Annotated in this window: 17 protein-coding genes; 16 read left to right on the top strand and 1 reads right to left on the bottom strand. The window is 68.6% G+C overall.

The window, feature by feature from the left end:
* The first annotated feature begins 27 nt into the window (after positions 1–27).
* On the top strand, positions 28–1,059 hold the full coding sequence (locus tag PSQ39_RS13305; RefSeq protein WP_273927294.1) for a LysR family transcriptional regulator: 1,032 nt from the start codon (positions 28–30) through the stop codon (positions 1,057–1,059).
* A gap of 15 nt (positions 1,060–1,074) precedes the next feature.
* Here the strand turns inward: PSQ39_RS13305 and PSQ39_RS13300 are convergent, their stop codons facing one another.
* Positions 1,075–1,692, bottom strand: coding sequence for a phenylacetic acid degradation protein PaaY (locus PSQ39_RS13300; protein ID WP_273927293.1), 618 nt, complete (start codon positions 1,690–1,692; stop codon positions 1,075–1,077).
* 186 nt (positions 1,693–1,878) lie between these two features.
* Between PSQ39_RS13300 and paaG the strand changes: the two genes are divergently transcribed.
* The 15 genes from paaG to PSQ39_RS13225 all read left to right on the top strand — a co-directional run bounded on the left by paaG (position 1,879) and on the right by PSQ39_RS13225 (position 17,381).
* Entirely contained in the window at positions 1,879–2,682 is an 804-nt protein-coding gene (gene paaG, locus PSQ39_RS13295; RefSeq protein WP_273927292.1) for a 2-(1,2-epoxy-1,2-dihydrophenyl)acetyl-CoA isomerase PaaG, read from the top strand.
* Between the two features lie 17 nt (positions 2,683–2,699).
* A complete protein-coding gene (paaI, locus tag PSQ39_RS13290; protein WP_273927291.1) occupies positions 2,700–3,149 on the top strand; it encodes a hydroxyphenylacetyl-CoA thioesterase PaaI in 450 nt (149 codons plus the stop codon).
* 20 nt (positions 3,150–3,169) lie between these two features.
* Positions 3,170–4,486, top strand: coding sequence for a phenylacetate--CoA ligase PaaK (gene paaK / locus PSQ39_RS13285; RefSeq protein WP_273927290.1), 1,317 nt, complete (start codon positions 3,170–3,172; stop codon positions 4,484–4,486).
* Between the two features lie 28 nt (positions 4,487–4,514).
* Positions 4,515–5,525, top strand: a complete 1,011-nt coding sequence (gene paaA / locus PSQ39_RS13280; protein WP_273927289.1) for a 1,2-phenylacetyl-CoA epoxidase subunit PaaA — start codon at positions 4,515–4,517, stop codon at positions 5,523–5,525.
* A 39-nt stretch (positions 5,526–5,564) separates the two neighbouring features.
* Complete coding sequence (gene paaB, locus PSQ39_RS13275) at positions 5,565–5,855, top strand: 1,2-phenylacetyl-CoA epoxidase subunit PaaB (protein ID WP_273927288.1); 291 nt, start codon at positions 5,565–5,567, stop codon at positions 5,853–5,855.
* Between the two features lie 11 nt (positions 5,856–5,866).
* The gene (gene paaC / locus PSQ39_RS13270; protein WP_273927287.1) at positions 5,867–6,640 is read left to right on the top strand and encodes a 1,2-phenylacetyl-CoA epoxidase subunit PaaC; all 774 of its coding nucleotides are present in this window, start codon (positions 5,867–5,869) and stop codon (positions 6,638–6,640) included.
* On the top strand, positions 6,640–7,170 hold the full coding sequence (paaD, locus tag PSQ39_RS13265; RefSeq protein ID WP_273927286.1) for a 1,2-phenylacetyl-CoA epoxidase subunit PaaD: 531 nt from the start codon (positions 6,640–6,642) through the stop codon (positions 7,168–7,170). The genes paaC and paaD overlap by 1 nt, the downstream gene beginning before the upstream one ends.
* Before the next feature lie 52 nt (positions 7,171–7,222).
* Positions 7,223–8,314: a 1,2-phenylacetyl-CoA epoxidase subunit PaaE gene (gene paaE / locus PSQ39_RS13260; protein WP_273927285.1), complete on the top strand. Its 1,092-nt coding sequence runs from the start codon at positions 7,223–7,225 to the stop codon at positions 8,312–8,314.
* A 24-nt stretch (positions 8,315–8,338) separates the two neighbouring features.
* The gene (locus PSQ39_RS13255; RefSeq protein ID WP_273927284.1) at positions 8,339–8,962 is read left to right on the top strand and encodes a TetR/AcrR family transcriptional regulator; all 624 of its coding nucleotides are present in this window, start codon (positions 8,339–8,341) and stop codon (positions 8,960–8,962) included.
* A gap of 66 nt (positions 8,963–9,028) precedes the next feature.
* A complete protein-coding gene (locus PSQ39_RS13250) occupies positions 9,029–10,177 on the top strand; it encodes an ABC transporter substrate-binding protein (RefSeq protein ID WP_273927283.1) in 1,149 nt (382 codons plus the stop codon).
* Positions 10,178–10,339: 162 nt separating this feature from the next.
* A complete protein-coding gene (locus tag PSQ39_RS13245; RefSeq protein ID WP_273927282.1) occupies positions 10,340–11,368 on the top strand; it encodes a branched-chain amino acid ABC transporter permease in 1,029 nt (342 codons plus the stop codon).
* Positions 11,365–13,203, top strand: a complete 1,839-nt coding sequence (locus PSQ39_RS13240; RefSeq protein WP_273927281.1) for a branched-chain amino acid ABC transporter ATP-binding protein/permease — start codon at positions 11,365–11,367, stop codon at positions 13,201–13,203. Before PSQ39_RS13245 ends, PSQ39_RS13240 begins: the two co-directional genes overlap by 4 nt.
* Entirely contained in the window at positions 13,200–13,946 is a 747-nt protein-coding gene (locus PSQ39_RS13235; protein WP_273927280.1) for an ABC transporter ATP-binding protein, read from the top strand. The genes PSQ39_RS13240 and PSQ39_RS13235 overlap by 4 nt, the downstream gene beginning before the upstream one ends.
* 61 nt (positions 13,947–14,007) lie before the next feature.
* Positions 14,008–16,050 carry a phenylacetic acid degradation bifunctional protein PaaZ gene (gene paaZ, locus PSQ39_RS13230; RefSeq protein ID WP_273927279.1) on the top strand — a complete coding sequence of 681 codons (2,043 nt, stop codon included), beginning with the start codon at positions 14,008–14,010 and terminating at the stop codon, positions 16,048–16,050.
* A 173-nt stretch (positions 16,051–16,223) separates the two neighbouring features.
* Complete coding sequence (locus PSQ39_RS13225) at positions 16,224–17,381, top strand: alpha-hydroxy acid oxidase (protein ID WP_273927278.1); 1,158 nt, start codon at positions 16,224–16,226, stop codon at positions 17,379–17,381.
* Positions 17,382–17,559 lie beyond the last annotated feature (178 nt).

Here is a 17,559-nt window from a genome sequence, read left to right as displayed (position 1 = left end):
ATTTTGATGATGGACCGATTTCAGAGCATGGCCGTCTTTGTTGCCACGGTGGAAACCGGCAGCATGGCGGCGGCCGCACGGGCGCTCGAGCTCCCGACCGCCTTGATCGGCAAACAGATCCAGCAGTTGGAAGACCAACTGGGCGCTCGCCTGTTCGAGCGCGTGGGCCCCTGGCAACGCCTGACCGGCGCTGGGCTGCAATACCACCAGCAGTGCCGCAGCATCTTGGAGTTGATGCGCGGCGCTGAAACCCAGGCCCAGGAGACCGGGCAGCAGGCGGCGGGCGCCGTGCGCGTGCACGCGCCGGTGTTCTTTGGCCAGCGCCAACTGGCCCCAGCCCTGGCAGCGTTTTTGGCCGATTACCCCCAGGTGCAGGTTGAACTGGTGCTGGACGACCGCGCCGTGGACCCCCGCGCCGATGGTTTTGACGCGGTGTTCCACCTCGGCCCGCTGCTGTCGGACCACGCCCAGGGCCTGCCTTTGGGTGAGCAGGCCTTGAGCCTGGTCGCCGCGCCCGCCTACCTGGAGCGCCACGGCACGCCGGAGCGCGCCGAGGAGCTGGTGCGCCACCGTTGCCTGGGTTTCATCGCCCCCCTGCCCGAGGCCGAGCCGGCCCCCGAGCCGGACGCGCGCTGGGCCCCCGATTGGGATGCCGAAGACCGCGCCGACCCGGACGAGCTGGACCCGGTGCTGGAAGATGAGCCCGACTGGGACGCCCCCGACCACAGCGCCCCGGCCTGGCCCGAAGGCGCCGCCGAAGCGGCCGAGGCCGAGGCCCAAGAGGGCGCGGACAGCGCCCTGGCCCCGGCCATCCGCCTGCAAAGCAACAATGCCCTGGCCCTGCACGCCCTGGCCCTGGGCGGCGCCGGCATCACCGTGCTGCCCACGGCCCTGGTGGCCGAGGACCTGGCCGCCGGTCGCCTGGTCACCGTGCTGCCTGAGGCGCCGGCCGTGAGCGAGTCGCTGAGCCTGGCCTTGGCGGGCGACCTGGCGGAAACCCCGGCGCTGACCGCTTTCGTGGATTGGGCCCTGGCCCACTTCCAGCCCGCCGCGAGCTGATCCGCTTGAGCCGCCTCAGGCGAGCTTGGACTCAGCCCGCTTGGTGGCGATCAGCGACTGCACCTCGGCCGTGGGCAGGCGAGGGCGGTCGGCCTCTTCCGCACTGAGCGGCTGCACCTCCACCAGCGAGGCCTGGCAGCGCCGCGTCAGCGCCTGGTAGGTGCGCGTGCCTTCGAGCTTCCAGGCGATTTCTTCCTCGCGCAGCGGCCGGATCACCTTGGCCGGCACCCCCGCCATCAGCGTGCGCGGGGGCACGCGCGTGCCCGCCGGCACAAAGGCACTGGCCGCGACGATGGCCTGCTCGCCCACCTCGGCCTCGTCCATCACCACCGCATTCATGCCCACCAGGGCGTCGCGCCGCACCACGCAGCTGTGCAGCACCGCGCCGTGGCCGATGTGGCCGTTTTCCTCGACCACCGTGTCCTGGTTCGGAAAGCCGTGGATCACGCAGGTGTCCTGCACATTGGCGCCGGCGTGCAGCACGATGCGGCCAAAGTCGCCGCGCAGGCAGGCGCAGGGCCCGACATAGCAGCCCGGTCCCACCACCACGTCGCCGATCAGCACGGCCGTGGGGTGAACATGGGCGCTGGGGTGGATCACGGGCACCACACCGTCGATGGCGTAACAGGGCATGAACAGGTCTCCTGGGTTTTGGGGGTTGAGCGCGCACGCACTCAAGGGTTTTCACTGGGGGCTTTGACTTGCGTCAGCAGAAGTCTCGATAGTATTATCGACCGACTGGACGGTCAAATATAGACCGAAACCCGACCCATCCCTGCCGAGCCTGCTTCGGCGGGCAGGGTCCCCCAAGGAGACACGATGAGCGACGCCCTGATCCTGACCCGCCAAGACGGCGCGGTCCGGACCCTGACGCTGAACCGGCCACAGGCCCTGAACAGCTTCACCACCGAGATGCACGCCCAGCTGCTGGCGGCACTCGACGCCGTGGCGGCCGACGCCAGCGTGCGCTGCGTGGTGCTGACCGGGGCCGGGCGGGGCTTTTGCGCCGGGCAAGACCTGGCCGACCCCAGCGTGGCGCCCGACGCCACCCCGGGCGCCGCGCCCAAGGACCTGGGCCAGGTCATCGACCGCTTCTACCGCCCGCTGGTGCAGCGCCTGCGCAGCTTGCCGGTGCCCGTGGTGGCCGCCGTCAATGGCGTGGCCGCCGGGGCCGGCGCCAACCTGGCGCTGAACTGCGACCTGGTGCTGGCGGCCCGATCGGCCAGCTTCATCCAGGCCTTCAGCAAGATCGGCCTGGTGCCCGACACCGGCGGCACCTGGTTGCTGCCGCGCCTGGTCGGCCGGGGTAAGGCCCTGGGCCTGGCCCTGCTGGGCGACAAGCTGGGCGCGGCCGAGGCCGAGTCCATGGGCTTGATCTGGCGTTGCGTGGACGACGAGGCCCTGGCCGCCGAAGCGCTGGCCCTGGCCTCCCGCCTGGCCGCCCAGCCGGCGCGCGCCCTGGTCGCCACACGCCGGGCCATGGACCAGGCCCAAGCCCTGTCGCTGGACCAGGCCCTGACGCTGGAGGCGCAGCTGCAAAGCCAGTTGGGCGCCGCACACGACTACCAAGAAGGGGTGGCCGCCTTTGGCGCGCGCCGTGCCCCGGTGTTCACCGACCGCTGAGTCTGGAGCCTGTCGCCATGACCGATACCCCCTCTTCGCTGAGCCCCCAAGCAACCGCCGACCTGGTGCGCGTGGGCATGCTGGCCAACGACAACGTGACCCTGGGCTTGGGCATGCAGATCCAGGCCGTGACCCCGGGCGGTGCCGTGCTCAGCATGGCCGTGCGCGAGGACATGCTCAATGGCCACAAGACCTGCCACGGCGGCTTGATTTCCACGCTGGCCGATTCGGCCTTCGCCTTCGCCTGCAACTCGTACAACGAGCTGACCGTGGCCTCGGGCTTCAGCGTGGACTTCATGGCCCCGGCGCGCGCGGGCGACGTGCTGACCGCGCGCGCCAGCGAGGTGTCCAAGGCCGGGCGCACCGGCGTCTACGACGTCGAAGTCAGTAACCAGAAGGGCGAGCGCATCGCGGTGTTCCGTGGGCGTTCCTACACCCTCAAAGGCAAGCCGGCTGTGGCCGGCTGAAGCATCAGGAGACCCCACCCATGACCGTCAAGACCCCCGCCCCCGGCGAACTCGATCCGATCGAGACCGCCAGCCGCGACGAGATCGCTGCCCTGCAACTCACGCGCCTGCGCGCCACCCTGCAAAACGCCTACGACCACGTGCCGCACTACCGCCAGGCCTTCGATGCCCAGGGCGTGCACCCGAGCGACCTGAAGCAGCTCAGCGACCTGGCCAAATTCCCGTTCACGGTCAAGAAAGACCTGCGCGACAACTACCCCTTCGGCCTGTTTGCCGTGCCGCGCGATCAGGTGGTGCGCATCCATGCCTCGTCGGGCACCACGGGCAAGCCCACGGTGGTGGGTTACACCGCCAAGGACATCAGCACCTGGGCCGACCTGGTGGCGCGCTCCATCCGCGCGGCCGGGGGGCGCCGCGGCGACATGATCCACGTGTCCTACGGCTACGGCCTGTTCACCGGCGGCCTGGGCGCGCACTACGGCGCCGAGCGCCTGGGCTGCACCGTGATCCCCATGTCGGGCGGCCAGACCGAGAAGCAGGTGCAGCTGATCACCGACTTCAAGCCCAAGATCATCATGGTCACGCCCAGCTACATGCAGGTGATCATTGAAGAGTTCGTGCGCCAGGGCCTGGACCCGGCGGCCAGTTCGCTGGAGGTGGGCATCTTCGGCGCCGAGCCCTGGACCGAGGCCATGCGCCGCGACATCGAAGCCAAGGCCGGCATGGATGCGGTGGACATCTATGGCCTGTCCGAGGTGATGGGCCCGGGCGTGGCCAGCGAGTGCGTGGAAAGCAAGGACGGCCCGGTGATCTGGGAAGACCATTTTTACCCCGAAATCATCGACCCCTTGACCGGCGAGGTGCTGCCCGACGGCTCGGAGGGCGAACTGGTCTTCACCTCGCTGAGCAAGGAAGCCCTGCCCATCATCCGCTACCGCACCCGCGACCTGACCCGCTTGCTGCCGCCCACCTCGCGCGCCTTCCGCCGCATGGGCAAGATCGTGGGCCGCAGCGACGACATGCTGATCATCCGGGGCGTCAACGTGTTCCCGACCCAGATCGAAGAGATCGTGCTGCAGCACGCCAGCCTGTCGGGCCAGTACCAAATCCTGGTGCAGCGCGACGACAAGCTCGACCAGGTCGAAGTGCGGGTCGAGTTGCAACCCGCCGCCGCCGCCCTGAGCGACGCCCAGGTGCAGGAGATCGCGGGCTGGTTGCAGCACCGCATCAAGACCCTGGTCGGCATCAGCACCCGGGTGCAGGTGCTGCGCCCTGATTCGATTGAACGCACGCTCACCGGCAAGGCCCGCCGCGTGATCGACTCCCGCCCCCGCTGAGGCCAGAACCCACCCTTTAGGACACCCCATGTACACCCAAGCAATGGACACCATGGCCCGCGAGCCGGGCGACGGCAAGAAGGTCATCCGCTCGGCCGAAGAGGCCTTGCTCGAAGAGCGCTTCGAGGCCCGCATCGACGAAGGTGACTTCATCGAAGCCAAGGACTGGATGCCCGAGCATTACCGCAAGACCCTGGTGCGCCAGATCAGCCAGCACGCCCACTCCGAGATCGTCGGCATGCTGCCCGAAGGCAACTGGATCACGCGCGCGCCCACGCTCAAGCGCAAGGCCATTTTGCTGGCCAAGGTGCAGGACGAGGGCGGCCACGGCCTGTACCTGTACGCGGCCGCCGAGACCCTGGGCACCTCGCGCGACCAGCTGCTGGACGCGCTGCACACCGGGCGGGCCAAGTACAGCTCGATCTTCAACTACCCCACGCTGAACTGGGCCGACATGGGCACCATCGGCTGGCTGGTCGATGGCGCGGCCATCATGAACCAGGTGCCGATCTGCCGCTGCTCTTACGCTCCGTATGCCCGCGCCATGATCCGCATCTGCCGCGAAGAAAGCTTTCACCAGCGCCAGGGCTATGAGGCCTTGCTGACCATGATGCAGCAAGGCACCGAGGCGCAGCGCGCCATGGTGCAGGACTCGGTCAACCGCTGGTGGTGGCCTTGCCTGATGATGTTCGGCCCGCCCGACGACCAGTCGCCCAACAGTGCCCAGTCCATGCGCTGGGGCATCAAGCGCGTCAGCAACGACGAGCTGCGCCAGAAGTTCGTCGACGCCACGGTCGAGCAGGCCAAGGTGCTGGGCGTGACCCTGCCCGACCCCGACCTGAAGTGGAACGAAGAGCGCCAACACCACGACTTTGGCGCCATCGACTGGAGCGAGTTCTGGCGCGTGGTCGGCGGCGACGGCCCCTGCAACCAAGAGCGCCTGGGCGCCCGCGTCAAGGCCTGGGAAGACGGCGCCTGGGTGCGCGAAGCCGCCCTGGCCCACGCCGCCAAGCAAGCCCCCCAGCAGCAGGCCGCCTGAGGCCCGCCCCTGCAACCGAACGCAAGAAAGAAGAACCTCATGACGACGCAAAACGAATGGCCTCTGTGGGAAGTGTTTGTCCGCACCAAGGCCGGCCTGGACCACAAGCATTGCGGCAGCCTGCACGCAGCCGATGCCAAGATGGCCATCCAACTGGCGCGCGATGTCTACACCCGCCGCCAGGAAGGCACCAGCCTGTGGGTCGTGCCGTCCAACCAGATCGTGGCCAGCGACCCCGGTGACAAGGGCATGTACTTCGACCCGATGGAAGACAAGGTGTACCGCCACCCCACCTTCTATCAGTTGCCCGAGTCCGTGGACCACATGTGAGGTCGTCCCCCATGCAAGCCTCCATCCAACCGGGCCGCGACGCGGCCACCCAGTACGTGCTGCGCCTGGCCGACACCTGCCTGATCCTGGGCCAGCGCGTGGCCGAGTGGTGCGGCCACGCGCCCATCCTCGAAGAGGACATCGCGCTGACCAACATGTCGCTGGACCTGATAGGCCAGTCGCGCGCCTTGCTGACCCATGCCGGCCAGATCAGCGGCCTGGGCCATGACGAAGACCAGCTGGCCTTTCTGCGCGAAGAGCGCGACTACCTGAACCCGACCCTGGTCGAGCTGCCGCGCGGCGACTTCGCCTTCACCGTGCTGCGCAACGCCATGGTCGCCACCTTTTTGAAGCTGATGTGGCAGCGCCTGTCGGCCTCCAGCGACGCCGAACTGGCCGCCATCGCAGGCAAGGCCGTCAAGGAAGCGCGCTACCACCAGCAGCACGCGGCCGACTGGGTGGTGCGCCTGGGCGACGGTACCGAGGAATCGGCGCGCCGCCTGCGCGACGCGCTGGCCCAGCTGTGGCGCTACACCCCCGAATGGTTTGAAGACGACGCCGTGGACCAGGCCGCCGCCGCCAGCGGGCTGGGTCCGCGCTGGTCCGAGCTGCAAGCCGACTGGCGTGCCGACATGGACGCCTTGTTGGCCGCTGCGCAGCTGTCAGCCCCGGCCGATTCGGCCTACCGCAGCACCGGTCGCCGGGGGGTGCACTCCGAGCACATGGGTTTCATCCTGGCCGAGATGCAGCACCTGCAACGGGCTTACCCCGGGGGCGTGTGGTGATGAACCAGGCGGCGGTGGTCCCCACCAGCGGCGCGCTGGCCCCGGTGTGGCAGGTGCTGGGCACCGTGCTCGACCCCGAGGTGCCGGCGCTGTCGGTGGTCGACCTCGGCCTGGTGCGCGAGGTGCTGGCCCACGAGGACGGGCTGGAGATCGTGCTCACCCCCACCTACTCGGGCTGCCCCGCCACCGAGCTGATCGAGCGCAACGTGCTCGAGGCGGTGGCCGCGGCAGGCTTCGGCCCGGCGCGCGTGACGCTGCGCCGCGCCCCGGCCTGGAGCACCGACTGGATCAGCGCCGAAGGCCGGCAAAAGCTGCTGGACTACGGCATCGCACCCCCGGGCCCGGTGGACTTGAACGAGGGCGTGCCCATGCACTTCGTGGGGCGCACGCCTTCGGGTCGGCGCCTGGCGTGCCCGCGTTGCGGCAGTGCCCAGACCGAGCGCCTGAGCGCCTTTGGCTCCACCGCGTGCAAGGCCTTGTACCGCTGCCTGAGCTGCCGCGAACCCTTTGAACACTTCAAGCCGATTTGACCCGCCCGGTGACGCCGCCCCTTCACAACGACAAGATTCAAGCGAGCCTTTCATGAGCGTACTTTTCCACTCCCTGACGGTGCAGGCCCTGGAGGCCGACACGGCCGACTCCCTGATCGTCTCTTTTGCCGTGCCTGAAGCGCTGCGCGCGGTGTTCGGCTTCACCCAGGGCCAGTACCTGACGCTGCGCGCCACGGTGGACGGCCAGGACCTGCGCCGCTCCTACTCGATCTGCGCCGGGGTGGACGACGCCGAGCTGCGTGTGGCGGTGCGCCGCGTGGACGGCGGGGCCTTTTCCACCTGGCTGCACCAGCAGCTCAAGGTGGGCGACAGCCTGCAGGTGATGGCGCCGCAAGGCCGCTTTTTTGTGCCCATCGAGCCGGCTGCGCGGCGCCACCATGTGGGCATCGCGGGCGGCAGCGGCATCACGCCCATCCTGTCCATCATGAAGACCGTGCTGGCGCGTGAGCCGCACAGCCGCTTCACGCTGATCTACAGCAACCGCACCCCGGCCTCGACCATGTTCAAGGAAGAGATCGAGGACCTTAAGAACCGCTACATGGCCCGCCTGGCCCTGCACCATGTGTTCACCCAGGAGCACGTCGACGCGCCGCTGTACGCGGGCCGGCTGGACAGCACCAAGCTGGGCACCTTCTTGGGCCAGGTGCTCGCGCCCGCCCACATCGACCACGTCTATGTGTGCGGCCCCTTCCAGATGAACGACGAGGCCGAAGCCGCCCTGAGCGCCGCGGGCGTGCCGGCCGAGCGCGTGCACATCGAGCGCTTTGGCGTGGCCCAGGCCGGCGCCGGCGCCAAGGCGGCCGGCGCGGTGCAGCATGAGGCCCGCCCCGGCGATGCCGAGCAGGCCCGGGTGACCATCATCCGCGATGGCCTGCACCGCGAGATCGAGTTCCGCCGCGAGCAGCCCAGCATCCTGGATGCGGCCTCGGCCGCCGGGCTGGAGGTGCCTTTCTCCTGCACCTCTGGCGTGTGCGCCACCTGCCGCTGCAAAGTGCTCGAAGGCGAGGTCCGCATGGAGCGCAATTTCGCCCTCGACAAGGCCGACGTCGAAGCCGGCTTTGTGCTGGCCTGCCAGTCGCATCCGCTCAGCGCGCGTGTCGTACTATCGTTCGATGAACGCTGAGATGACGAAGTCGAGGATGCTCTGATGGGACGAGGACGCGCCGCTGGCTACAACGACCAGCGTGAACTGATTCTGGCGCACGCCGCGCACCTGTTTGCGCGCCGCGGCTACCCATCGACCTCCATGAACCAGGTGGCCGAGGCCTGTGGCCTGTCCAAGGCCACGCTCTACCACTACTACCGCGACAAATACAGCCTGCTGGTGAGCATTGCCGAAGGCCATGTCTCGCGCCTGCAGGCCCTGGTCACCGAGGTCGAGGCCGAGGGCCTGGCCCCCGAGCGCCAACTGCGCGAACTGATCCGACGCATCGTCGAGGAATACGCCGACGCGCAGGACGCGCACCGGGTGCTGACCGAGGACGTGAAGTTCCTCGAAGAGGCCGACCGCGAGCGCGTGCTCAACCAGGAACGCGACGTGGTCAACGGCTTCGCACGGGCCGTGGGCGGCCTGCGCCGCGAGCTGCACCAGGCCGAGCTGAGCAAGCCGCTGACCATGCTCTTGTTCGGCATGATCAACTGGATGTTTACCTGGATGAAGCCCGAGGGGGAACTGGACTACGATGCCATGGCCCCCATCGTGGCCGACCTGTTCCTGGGGGGCTTGGGCGCTGTTCAACCTCCCCCCAACACCACCACCACCGCGGGCTGACGCACACCGGGCAGCAAGACCCTGCTTCAGCCTTTCAACCCATCCATCACAGAAGGAGACAAGACCATGAAACTGCTCAAACCCATCGCCCTCGCGGCCGCCTTGCTGGTCAGCGCGCTGGCCCACGCCGACATCAACGTCGGCGTCACCCTGTCGGCCACCGGGCCGGCGGCTTCGCTGGGCATTCCCGAGAAGAACACCATCAGCCTGATGCCGCAGACCATCGCGGGCCAGAAGGTGAACTACATCGTGCTCGACGACGCCTCGGACACCACCGCCGCCGTCAGCAACACGCGCAAGCTGATCTCCGAGAACAAGGTCGACGTGATCCTGGGCTCGACCACCACGCCCAACTCGCTGGCCATGATCGACGCCGTGGCCGAAGCCCAGACGCCGATGATCTCGATCGCCGCCTCGGCGCTGATCATCGAGCCGCAAGACGGCGGCAAGAAGCGCTGGGTCTTCAAGACCCCGCAGAACGACATCATGATGTCGCTCGCCATCGCCGAGCACATGGCCAATTCGGGCGTCAAGACCGTGGCCTTCATTGGCTTCTCGGACGCCTACGGTGAAGGCTGGTACAAGGAATTCGCCAAGGCCGCCGAGCTCAAGAAGATCCAGATCGTCAGCAATGAGCGCTACTCGCGCACCGACACCTCGGTCACCGGCCAGGTGCTGAAGATCATGTCGGCCAAGCCTGACGCGGTGCTGGTGGCGGGCTCCGGCACCCCGGCTGCGCTGCCGCAAAAGACGCTCAAGGAGCGCGGCTTCGGCGGCAAGATGTACCAGACCCACGGCGTGGCCAACGCGGACTTCCTGCGCGTCGGTGGAAAGGACGTGGAAGGCACCTTCCTGCCCGCCGGCCCGGTGCTGGTGGCCGCGCAACTGCCGGCCGATCACCCGGTCAAGAAGTCGGCCATGGCCTATGTGACGGCTTATGAAGCCGCCTTTGGCAAGGGCAATGTGTCCACCTTCGGCGCCCATGCCTGGGACGCCGGCCTCTTGATGACGGCCGCCGTGCCGGTGGCGCTCAAGAAGGCTCAGCCGGGCACGCCGGCCTTCCGCAATGCGCTGCGTGACGCGCTGGAAACCGTCAAGGAGCTGCCAGGCGCGCACGGCATCTTCAACCTGTCGCCGACCGACCACCTGGGCCTGGACCAACGCGGCCGCGTGATGGTCAAGGTCGAAGGCGGCACCTGGAAGTACCAGCCCTGATCGGGCTGGGCGGCGCCCCGGGCCGAGGCCGGGCGCCGCCAACGTGTCTTTCCTTCTCGCTTTCTCTTGCGTCGTTCGCAGTGAACAGACCCGCGCCCTGGGGCGCGGGACGGTCAAACCACGGGCCGGCCATGCGCCGACCCTGAACCGGACTTCATCATCATGGATTTGCAGATTGCCCTCATCCTGGGGCAGGACGGCGTCGTCAATGGCGCTGTGTATGGACTGATTGCCCTGGCCCTGGTGCTGGTGTTCTCGGTCACGCGGGTGATCTTCATCCCGCAGGGCGAGTTCGTCGCCTTTGGTGCCTTGTCGATGGCCATGATGCAGGCCGGCAAGGTGCCCGCCACCCTGTGGTTGCTGATCACCCTGGCCGTCATCACCCTGGTGGTGGAGGCCTGGCGTCACCAGCGCGGCCAGAGCGTGGACTGGGCTTCCACCGCCGTCTGGGCCCTGGCCATGCCGGCCCTGGCCGCTGCCCTGGTCTGGCTGGCCAAGCCGGAGGCCTTGCTGCTGCAAGCGGCCGCCGTGCTGGCCCTGATCGTGCCCCTGGGGCCGCTGCTGTACCGACTGGTGTACCGCCCGTTGGCCCATGCCACGGTGCTGATCCTGTTGATCGTCTCGGTCGCACTGCACGGCGTGCTGGTGGGCCTGGGCCTGCTGTTCTTTGGCGCCGAGGGCTTTCGCACCCCGGCGTTTTCGGAGGCGCGCTTTGAGGTGGCCGGCATCCCGGTCAGTGGCCAGTCCCTGGTGGTGATCGCCATGGCGGCGGTGCTGGTGGTGGCCATGTTCGTGTTCTTCGAGCGCTCCATCGTCGGCAAGGCCTTGCGCGCCACGGCCATGAACCGCGTCGGTGCCCGCCTGATGGGCATCCCGACCGAGCTGTCGGGCGACCTGAGCTTTGCCTTGGCAGCGCTGATCGGTGCGGTCTCGGGCCTGCTGATCGCGCCCTTGACCACGGTGTATTACGACACCGGTTTTCTGATTGGCCTCAAGGGCTTTGTCGCGGCCATCGTGGGCGGCCTGGGCAGCTACCCGCTGGCCTTGGCCGGTGCCGTGCTGGTGGGGCAGCTGGAGGCGTTTTCTTCTTTCTGGGCCAGTGCGTTCAAGGAGGTGTTGGTGTTCACGCTGATCATCCCGGTGCTGTGGTGGCGCTCGCTCAACAGCCGTCACGTGGAGGACGAAGAATGATGATCACCTCACGCCAACTCACCCTGGCCGGCATCGCCGCCCTGGCGCTGGTCTGGGGCTTGCTGCCCGAGTTCACGCTCACCGTGATGAGCTACATCGGCCTGTACGCGCTGGTCGCAGCCGGCCTGGTCATGCTGACCGGGGTCGGCGGCATGACCTCATTTGGCCAGGCGGCTTTTGTCGGCCTGGGCGCTTACGCCACGGCCTGGGTCTGCACCTCGCCCTGGGTGGCGGCTTGGCTGCCCGCGGGGTTCCCGCGCGCCCTGCTGCCCTGGGTCGGCCTGCTGCTGGGCCTGTTGGTCACTTACGGGGTGGCCCGTTTTCTGGGCTCGGTCACGCTGCGCCTGTCTGGCCACTACTTGCCGCTGGGCACCATCGCCTGGGGCCTGAGCATCTACTACATCTTCGGCAACCTGGACGTGCTGGGCGGCTTCACGGGCATCACCGGCCTGCCGCCGCTGACCTTGGGATCGTTGTCCTTCGCCACGCCGCTGTACCTGGGGCCGGTGATCTGGGGCGTGTTGCTGCTGGCGCTGTGGGCGCTGCACAACCTGCTGGATTCGCGCGAGGGCCGCGCCATCCGTGCGCTCAAAGGCGGCCGCGTGATGGCCGAGTCCATGGGCGTGGACACCGCGCACTACCGCATCAAGCTGTTCGTGCTGGCGGCCCTGCTGGCCGCGCTGTCGGGCTGGCTGTACGCGCACCTGCAGCGCTTTGTGAACCCCACGCCCTTCAACATCAACATCGGCATCGAGTACCTGTTCATGGCCGTGGTGGGCGGTGCAGGCTACCTCTGGGGCGCGGTGCTGGGCGCCTTGCTCATCACCTTGCTCAAGGAGCAGTTGCAAGACTGGCTGCCGCGCCTGCTGGGCAGCAGTGGCAACTTTGAAATCATCGTCTTCGGCCTGCTGATGCTGGTCGTGCTGCAGCGTTTTGCCGACGGCCTGTGGCCGCGCCTGAACCACTGGAGCGCACGCTGGCTGCGCCCCGACACGCGCCAAGCCGCGCCGTCGGTGCGACCGGTCACGCTGGCCCAGCGCACGCTGCCGCCCGCCGGTGAGGTGATCCTGCAGTCGCGCGACGTGAGCCGCCGCTTTGGGGGCTTGCTGGCCAACGACGCGGTCAACATGACGCTCAAGGCCGGGGAGGTGCACGCGCTGATCGGCCCCAACGGCGCCGGCAAGAGCACGTTCTTCAACATGATCTCGGGCGTGGACACCCCCAGCTCGGGCGAGGTGCGCCTGATGGGCGCGGTCATGCAGGGCAAGCCCTCGCGTGAGTTTGCCGCCCTGGGCCTGGGCCGCACCTTCCAGCATGTGCGCTTGCTGGGCCAGCGCAGCGTGCTCGAGAACGTCGCCCTGGGCGCGCACCGCCGTGGCCGCCAAGGCTGGATCGCCAGCATGTTGCGGCTGGACCGCGCCGAGGAGGCCGCCATCCTCGCCGAAGCGCGGCGCCAGATCGAGCGCTGCGGCCTGGGCGACCTGGCCGACCGGCCCGCCGCGTCGCTGGCCCTGGGCCAGCAGCGGGTGGTGGAGATCGCCCGCGCCCTGGCCGGCCAACCCGCCGCCTTGCTGCTGGACGAGCCCGCAGCCGGTCTGCGGCACCTGGAGAAACAGGCCCTGGCCGTCTTGCTGGACCAACTGCGCTCCGAAGGCCTGGGCATTTTGGTGGTGGAACACGATATGGAGTTTGTGATGAACCTGGCCGATCGCATCACGGTGCTGGAGTTCGGCGCCGTCATCGCCGAGGGCACGCCAGCCCAAGTGCAGGCCAATCCGCGCGTGCTGGACGCCTACCTGGGCGGCAGCGACGACCTGGCAGGAGCCGCTGCATGAGCCACGCCGAAGTCAAACCCACGCTGCTCGACTTGCAGCAGTTCAGCGTCTTCTATGGCGAGGTCGAAGCCGTGCACCAGGTCCACCTGACGGTGGGCGAGGGCGAGATCGTCACCGTCATCGGCCCCAACGGCGCGGGCAAGACCACGCTGCTGAGCGCGGCCATGGGCTTGCTGCCCTCGCAAGGCGTGCTGACCCTGGCGGGCGAGCGCATCGAGCGGCCCACGGTCGAGGCCATGGTGGCGCGCGGCGTCGCCCTGGTGCCCGAGAAGCGCGAGCTGTTCGGGGAGATGTCGGTCGAAGACAACCTCTTGCTGGGCGGCTTCTCGCGCTGGCGCAAGGGCCTCAAGGACCAGAAGCAGCGCATGGACGAGGTGTTCGACATCTTCCCGCGCCTCCAGGAGCGCCGCGCCCAGCTGGCCGCCACGCTGTCCGGCGGCGAGCGCCAGATGCTGGCCATTGGCCGCGCCCTCATGGCGCGCCCGCGCCTGCTGATGTTGGACGAGCCCTCGCTGGGCCTGGCGCCGCTGATCGTGCGCGAGGTGCTGCAGGTGGTGTCCTCGCTGCGTGACCTGGGCGTGTCGGTGCTGCTGGTCGAGCAGAACGCGCGCGCGGCGCTGCAGGTGGCCGACCGCGCCTATGTGCTGGAGATGGGCGCCGTGGCCTTGAGCGGCGCCGCCGCCGACCTGCTGCACGACCGCCGAATCATCGACACCTACCTGGGCCTGGGCGCCAAGCACTGAGGCCCCGGGCGCGCGGCCTGTTGGAGGCCCGCGTCCCCCCGTTCATTTTTGGGAGTTTTTCATGACGCTTCAAAGTTTCATCGGCGGGCGCTGGATCGGTCAGCAAGCCGCCAGCGCGCTGCACAGCGCGGTCAACGGCGCCACCGTGGCCCACACCCATGCCGAGGCGATCGACTTCGGCGAGGCCGTGCATTTCGCGCGCCGCACCGGCGTGCCCGGCCTGATGGCGCTGGACTTCCAGGAGCGCGCCGCGCGCCTGAAGGCCCTGGCCAAGTACCTCAATGAGCACAAGGAGTCGCTCTACGCGATCTCCGCCCACACCGGCGCCACCCGCGCCGACAGCTGGGTCGACATCGAAGGCGGCAGCGGCACCTTGTTCGCCTACGCCGCCATGGGCAGTGGCGAGCTGCCCAGCGGCAACCTGATCCACGAAGGTCCGGCCCAGTCGCTGGGCAAGAAGGGCGCATTTGCGGGCACCCACATCCTGGTGCCGCGCGGCGGTCTGGCGGTGCACATCAATGCCTTCAACTTCCCGGTCTGGGGCCTGCTGGAGAAGTTCGCCCCCACCTTCCTCGCGGGCATGCCCTGCATTGGCAAGCCCGCCACCGCCACCAGCTACCTGACCGAAGCCCTGGTGCGCCTGATCGACCAGTCGGGCATCCTGCCGGCCGGCGCGCTGCAGCTCGTCATTGGCGGCACCGGTGACCTGCTGGACCGCCTGGAAGGCCCCGATGTGGTGACCTTCACCGGCTCGGCCGACACCGCCGCGCGCCTGCGTGTCAACGCCAACCTGGTGCGTCACAGCATCCCCTTCAATGCCGAGGCCGACTCGCTGAACTGTTCCATCCTGGCGCCCGACGTGACGCCGGACGACGAGGAGTTCGAGCTCTTCATCAAGGAGGTGGCGCGCGAGATGACCGTCAAGGCGGGTCAGAAGTGCACCGCCATCCGCCGTGCCATCGTGCCGCGCCAGCACCTGGACGCCGTGGCCGAGCGCCTGTCGGCCCGTCTGGCCAAGACCGTGGTCGGTGACCCGGCGCTGGAGGCGGTGCGCATGGGCGCCCTGGCGTCCCAGGCCCAGCAGGCCGACGTGGCCGAGCGCGTGGCCTTGCTGCGCCAGGGGGCCGAGCTGGTCCATGGCGGCGGCACGGCTGACTTTGCGCCGCTGGGCGAGGGCAGCGAGCAAGGTGCCTTCTTCCAGCCCACGCTGTTGCTGAGCCGCCAACCCCTGAGCCACGACGCGGTGCATGACATCGAGGCCTTTGGTCCGGTCAGCACCCTGATGCCTTACGACGGCCTGGACGAAGCGCTGCAGCTGGCCGCCCGCGGCAAGGGCAGCCTGGTGGGTTCCCTGGTCACCAAGGACCCGGCCACCGCCGCGCGGGTGATCCCCGTGGTCGCGGCCCACCATGGCCGCCTGTTGGTGCTGGACCGCGAGGCCGCCACCGAAAGCACCGGCCACGGCTCGCCCCTGCCCATGCTCAAGCACGGCGGCCCGGGCCGCGCGGGCGGCGGCGAGGAGCTGGGCGGCATCCGCGCCGTCAAGCACTACCTGCAACGCGCTGCGCTGCAAGGCTCGCCCACCATGCTGGCCGCCATCACGGGCGAGCATGTGCGGGGCGCCAAGGTGATCGAGACCGAGGTCCACCCCTTCCGCCGTCACTTTGAAGACCTGCGCATCGGCGAGTCCCTGTTGACCCACCGCCGCACCGTGACCGAGGCCGACATCGGCGCCTTTGGCGGCCTGTCGGGCGACTACTTCTACATGCACTTCGACGACATCGCGGCCAAGGAAAGCCCGTTTGGCCAGCGCATCGCGCACGGCTACTTCGTGCTGTCGGCGGCCGCCGGCTTGTTTGTCTCGCCCGCGCCCGGCCCGGTGCTGGCCAACTATGGGCTGGACACGCTGCGCTTCGTCAAGCCGGTGGCCATTGGCGACACCATCCAGGCCCGCCTGACGGCCAAGCGCAAGATCGACCGGCAAAAGAAGGACGCCAAGGGCGTGGGCCAGGGCGTGGTGGCCTGGGACGTGGAGGTCAGCAACCAGCACGGCGAACTGGTCGCCAGCTACGACATCCTGACCTTGGTGGCCAAGCGCGGCTGAGCGGTGGCTGCGGAGGCTTGATCGGCCCCCGGCCTTCACCGAGGGTCCGCGCTTGGTCGAGGGGCCCGCTGCCCGGGGGCGGTGTATTGAGAGAATTTGTCGGGCCCGTCAAAAATCTTCACGTGACGCGGGCGCCGCCGTGGCTACCATTTGCGCTCCTAAGGAGTTGCCCCGTGGCCGATTTATCCAAGATCACCTGCATTGAAGACCTGCGCCGCATTGCCGAGCGCCGCGTGCCCCGCATGTTCTACGACTACGCCGATTCGGGCGCGTGGACGGAGGGCACTTACCGCTCCAACGAGACGGACTTCCAGGGCATCAAGCTGCGCCAGCGCGTGGCCGTCAACATGGAAGGGCGCAGCACTCGCACCACGATGGTCGGCCAGGACGTGGCCATGCCGGTGGCGATTGCGCCCACGGGTCTGACCGGCATGCAGCACGCCGACGGTGAGATCCTCGGCGCCAAGGCGGCCAAGGCCTTTGGCATTCCGTTCACGCTGTCGACCATGAGCATCTGCTCGCTCGAGGACATCGCCGAGCACACCCAGCGCCACCCGTTCTGGTTCCAGCTCTACGTGATGAAAGACCGCGACTTCATCGAACGCTTGATCGATCGCGCCAAGGCCGCCAATTGCTCCGCCTTGCAGCTCACGCTGGACCTGCAGATCCTGGGTCAGCGCCACAAGGACATCAAGAACGGTTTGTCGGCCCCGCCCAAGCCCACGCTGAAAAACCTCATCAACCTGGCGACCAAGCCGCGCTGGTGCCTGGGCATGCTGGGCACACCGCGCCGCACCTTCGGCAACATCGTGGGCCACGCCAAGGGCGTGGGGGACTTGTCCTCGCTGTCTTCGTGGACGGCCGAGCAATTCGACCCGGGCCTCAACTGGGGCGATGTGGAGTGGATCAAGAAGCGCTGGGGCGGCAAGCTGATCCTCAAGGGCATCATGGACGAGGAAGACGCCCGCCTGGCCGCCAACAGCGGCGCCGACGCGCTGATCGTGTCCAACCACGGCGGTCGCCAGCTCGACGGTGCGCCCTCCAGCATCAAGGCGCTGCCAGCGATTGCCGAGGCGGTGGGCAAGGACATCGAGGTCTGGATGGACGGCGGCATCCGCAGCGGCCAGGACGTGCTCAAGGCGCGGGCCCTGGGCGCGCGCGGCACGCTGATCGGGCGCAGCTTTTTGTACGCCCTGGGCGCCTTCGGCGAAGAGGGGGTCACCCGCGCGCTGCAGATCATCCACAAAGAGCTGGACATCACCATGGCGTTTTGTGGTCACACCAACATCAACACGGTGGACAAGGGCATCCTGCTGCCCGGCACCTACTGAGCCTGGGGGCTGACAGGCCGGGCCGGTGGGCGCCGCCTGGCGCCCCGGCGCGCGCGGTATGCTTGGCCGCGTGAGCGACGATCCTCTTGCAACTTCGACGGCTTTGGCGACGCTTTCGCCAGCCCCAGGCGCCCCGCCGGCTGCGGCGGCCCCCGAGGCCGCGCCGACCCGGCCGCGG

The sequence above is a fragment of the Curvibacter microcysteis genome (genome assembly GCF_028649455.1).
GTDB classification, from domain to species: Bacteria; Pseudomonadota; Gammaproteobacteria; order Burkholderiales; family Burkholderiaceae_C; genus Curvibacter; species Curvibacter microcysteis.
This window is presented reverse-complemented; position numbering and strand designations above follow the sequence as displayed.

Excerpts from the sequence above, each read along its gene's own strand:
- PSQ39_RS13305 (WP_273927294.1), top strand. The coding sequence starts at position 28 with ATGGCCGTCTTTGTTGCCACGGTGGAAACCGGCAGCATGGCGGCGGCC.
- PSQ39_RS13300 (WP_273927293.1), bottom strand. The coding sequence starts at position 1,692 with ATGCCCTGTTACGCCATCGACGGTGTGGTGCCCGTGATCCACCCCAGC.
- paaG (WP_273927292.1), top strand. The coding sequence starts at position 1,879 with ATGAGCGACGCCCTGATCCTGACCCGCCAAGACGGCGCGGTCCGGACC.
- paaI (WP_273927291.1), top strand. The coding sequence starts at position 2,700 with ATGACCGATACCCCCTCTTCGCTGAGCCCCCAAGCAACCGCCGACCTG.
- paaK (WP_273927290.1), top strand. The coding sequence starts at position 3,170 with ATGACCGTCAAGACCCCCGCCCCCGGCGAACTCGATCCGATCGAGACC.
- paaA (WP_273927289.1), top strand. The coding sequence starts at position 4,515 with ATGTACACCCAAGCAATGGACACCATGGCCCGCGAGCCGGGCGACGGC.
- paaB (WP_273927288.1), top strand. The coding sequence starts at position 5,565 with ATGACGACGCAAAACGAATGGCCTCTGTGGGAAGTGTTTGTCCGCACC.
- paaC (WP_273927287.1), top strand. The coding sequence starts at position 5,867 with ATGCAAGCCTCCATCCAACCGGGCCGCGACGCGGCCACCCAGTACGTG.
- paaD (WP_273927286.1), top strand. The coding sequence starts at position 6,640 with ATGAACCAGGCGGCGGTGGTCCCCACCAGCGGCGCGCTGGCCCCGGTG.
- paaE (WP_273927285.1), top strand. The coding sequence starts at position 7,223 with ATGAGCGTACTTTTCCACTCCCTGACGGTGCAGGCCCTGGAGGCCGAC.
- PSQ39_RS13255 (WP_273927284.1), top strand. The coding sequence starts at position 8,339 with ATGGGACGAGGACGCGCCGCTGGCTACAACGACCAGCGTGAACTGATT.
- PSQ39_RS13250 (WP_273927283.1), top strand. The coding sequence starts at position 9,029 with ATGAAACTGCTCAAACCCATCGCCCTCGCGGCCGCCTTGCTGGTCAGC.
- PSQ39_RS13245 (WP_273927282.1), top strand. The coding sequence starts at position 10,340 with ATGGATTTGCAGATTGCCCTCATCCTGGGGCAGGACGGCGTCGTCAAT.
- PSQ39_RS13240 (WP_273927281.1), top strand. The coding sequence starts at position 11,365 with ATGATGATCACCTCACGCCAACTCACCCTGGCCGGCATCGCCGCCCTG.
- PSQ39_RS13235 (WP_273927280.1), top strand. The coding sequence starts at position 13,200 with ATGAGCCACGCCGAAGTCAAACCCACGCTGCTCGACTTGCAGCAGTTC.
- paaZ (WP_273927279.1), top strand. The coding sequence starts at position 14,008 with ATGACGCTTCAAAGTTTCATCGGCGGGCGCTGGATCGGTCAGCAAGCC.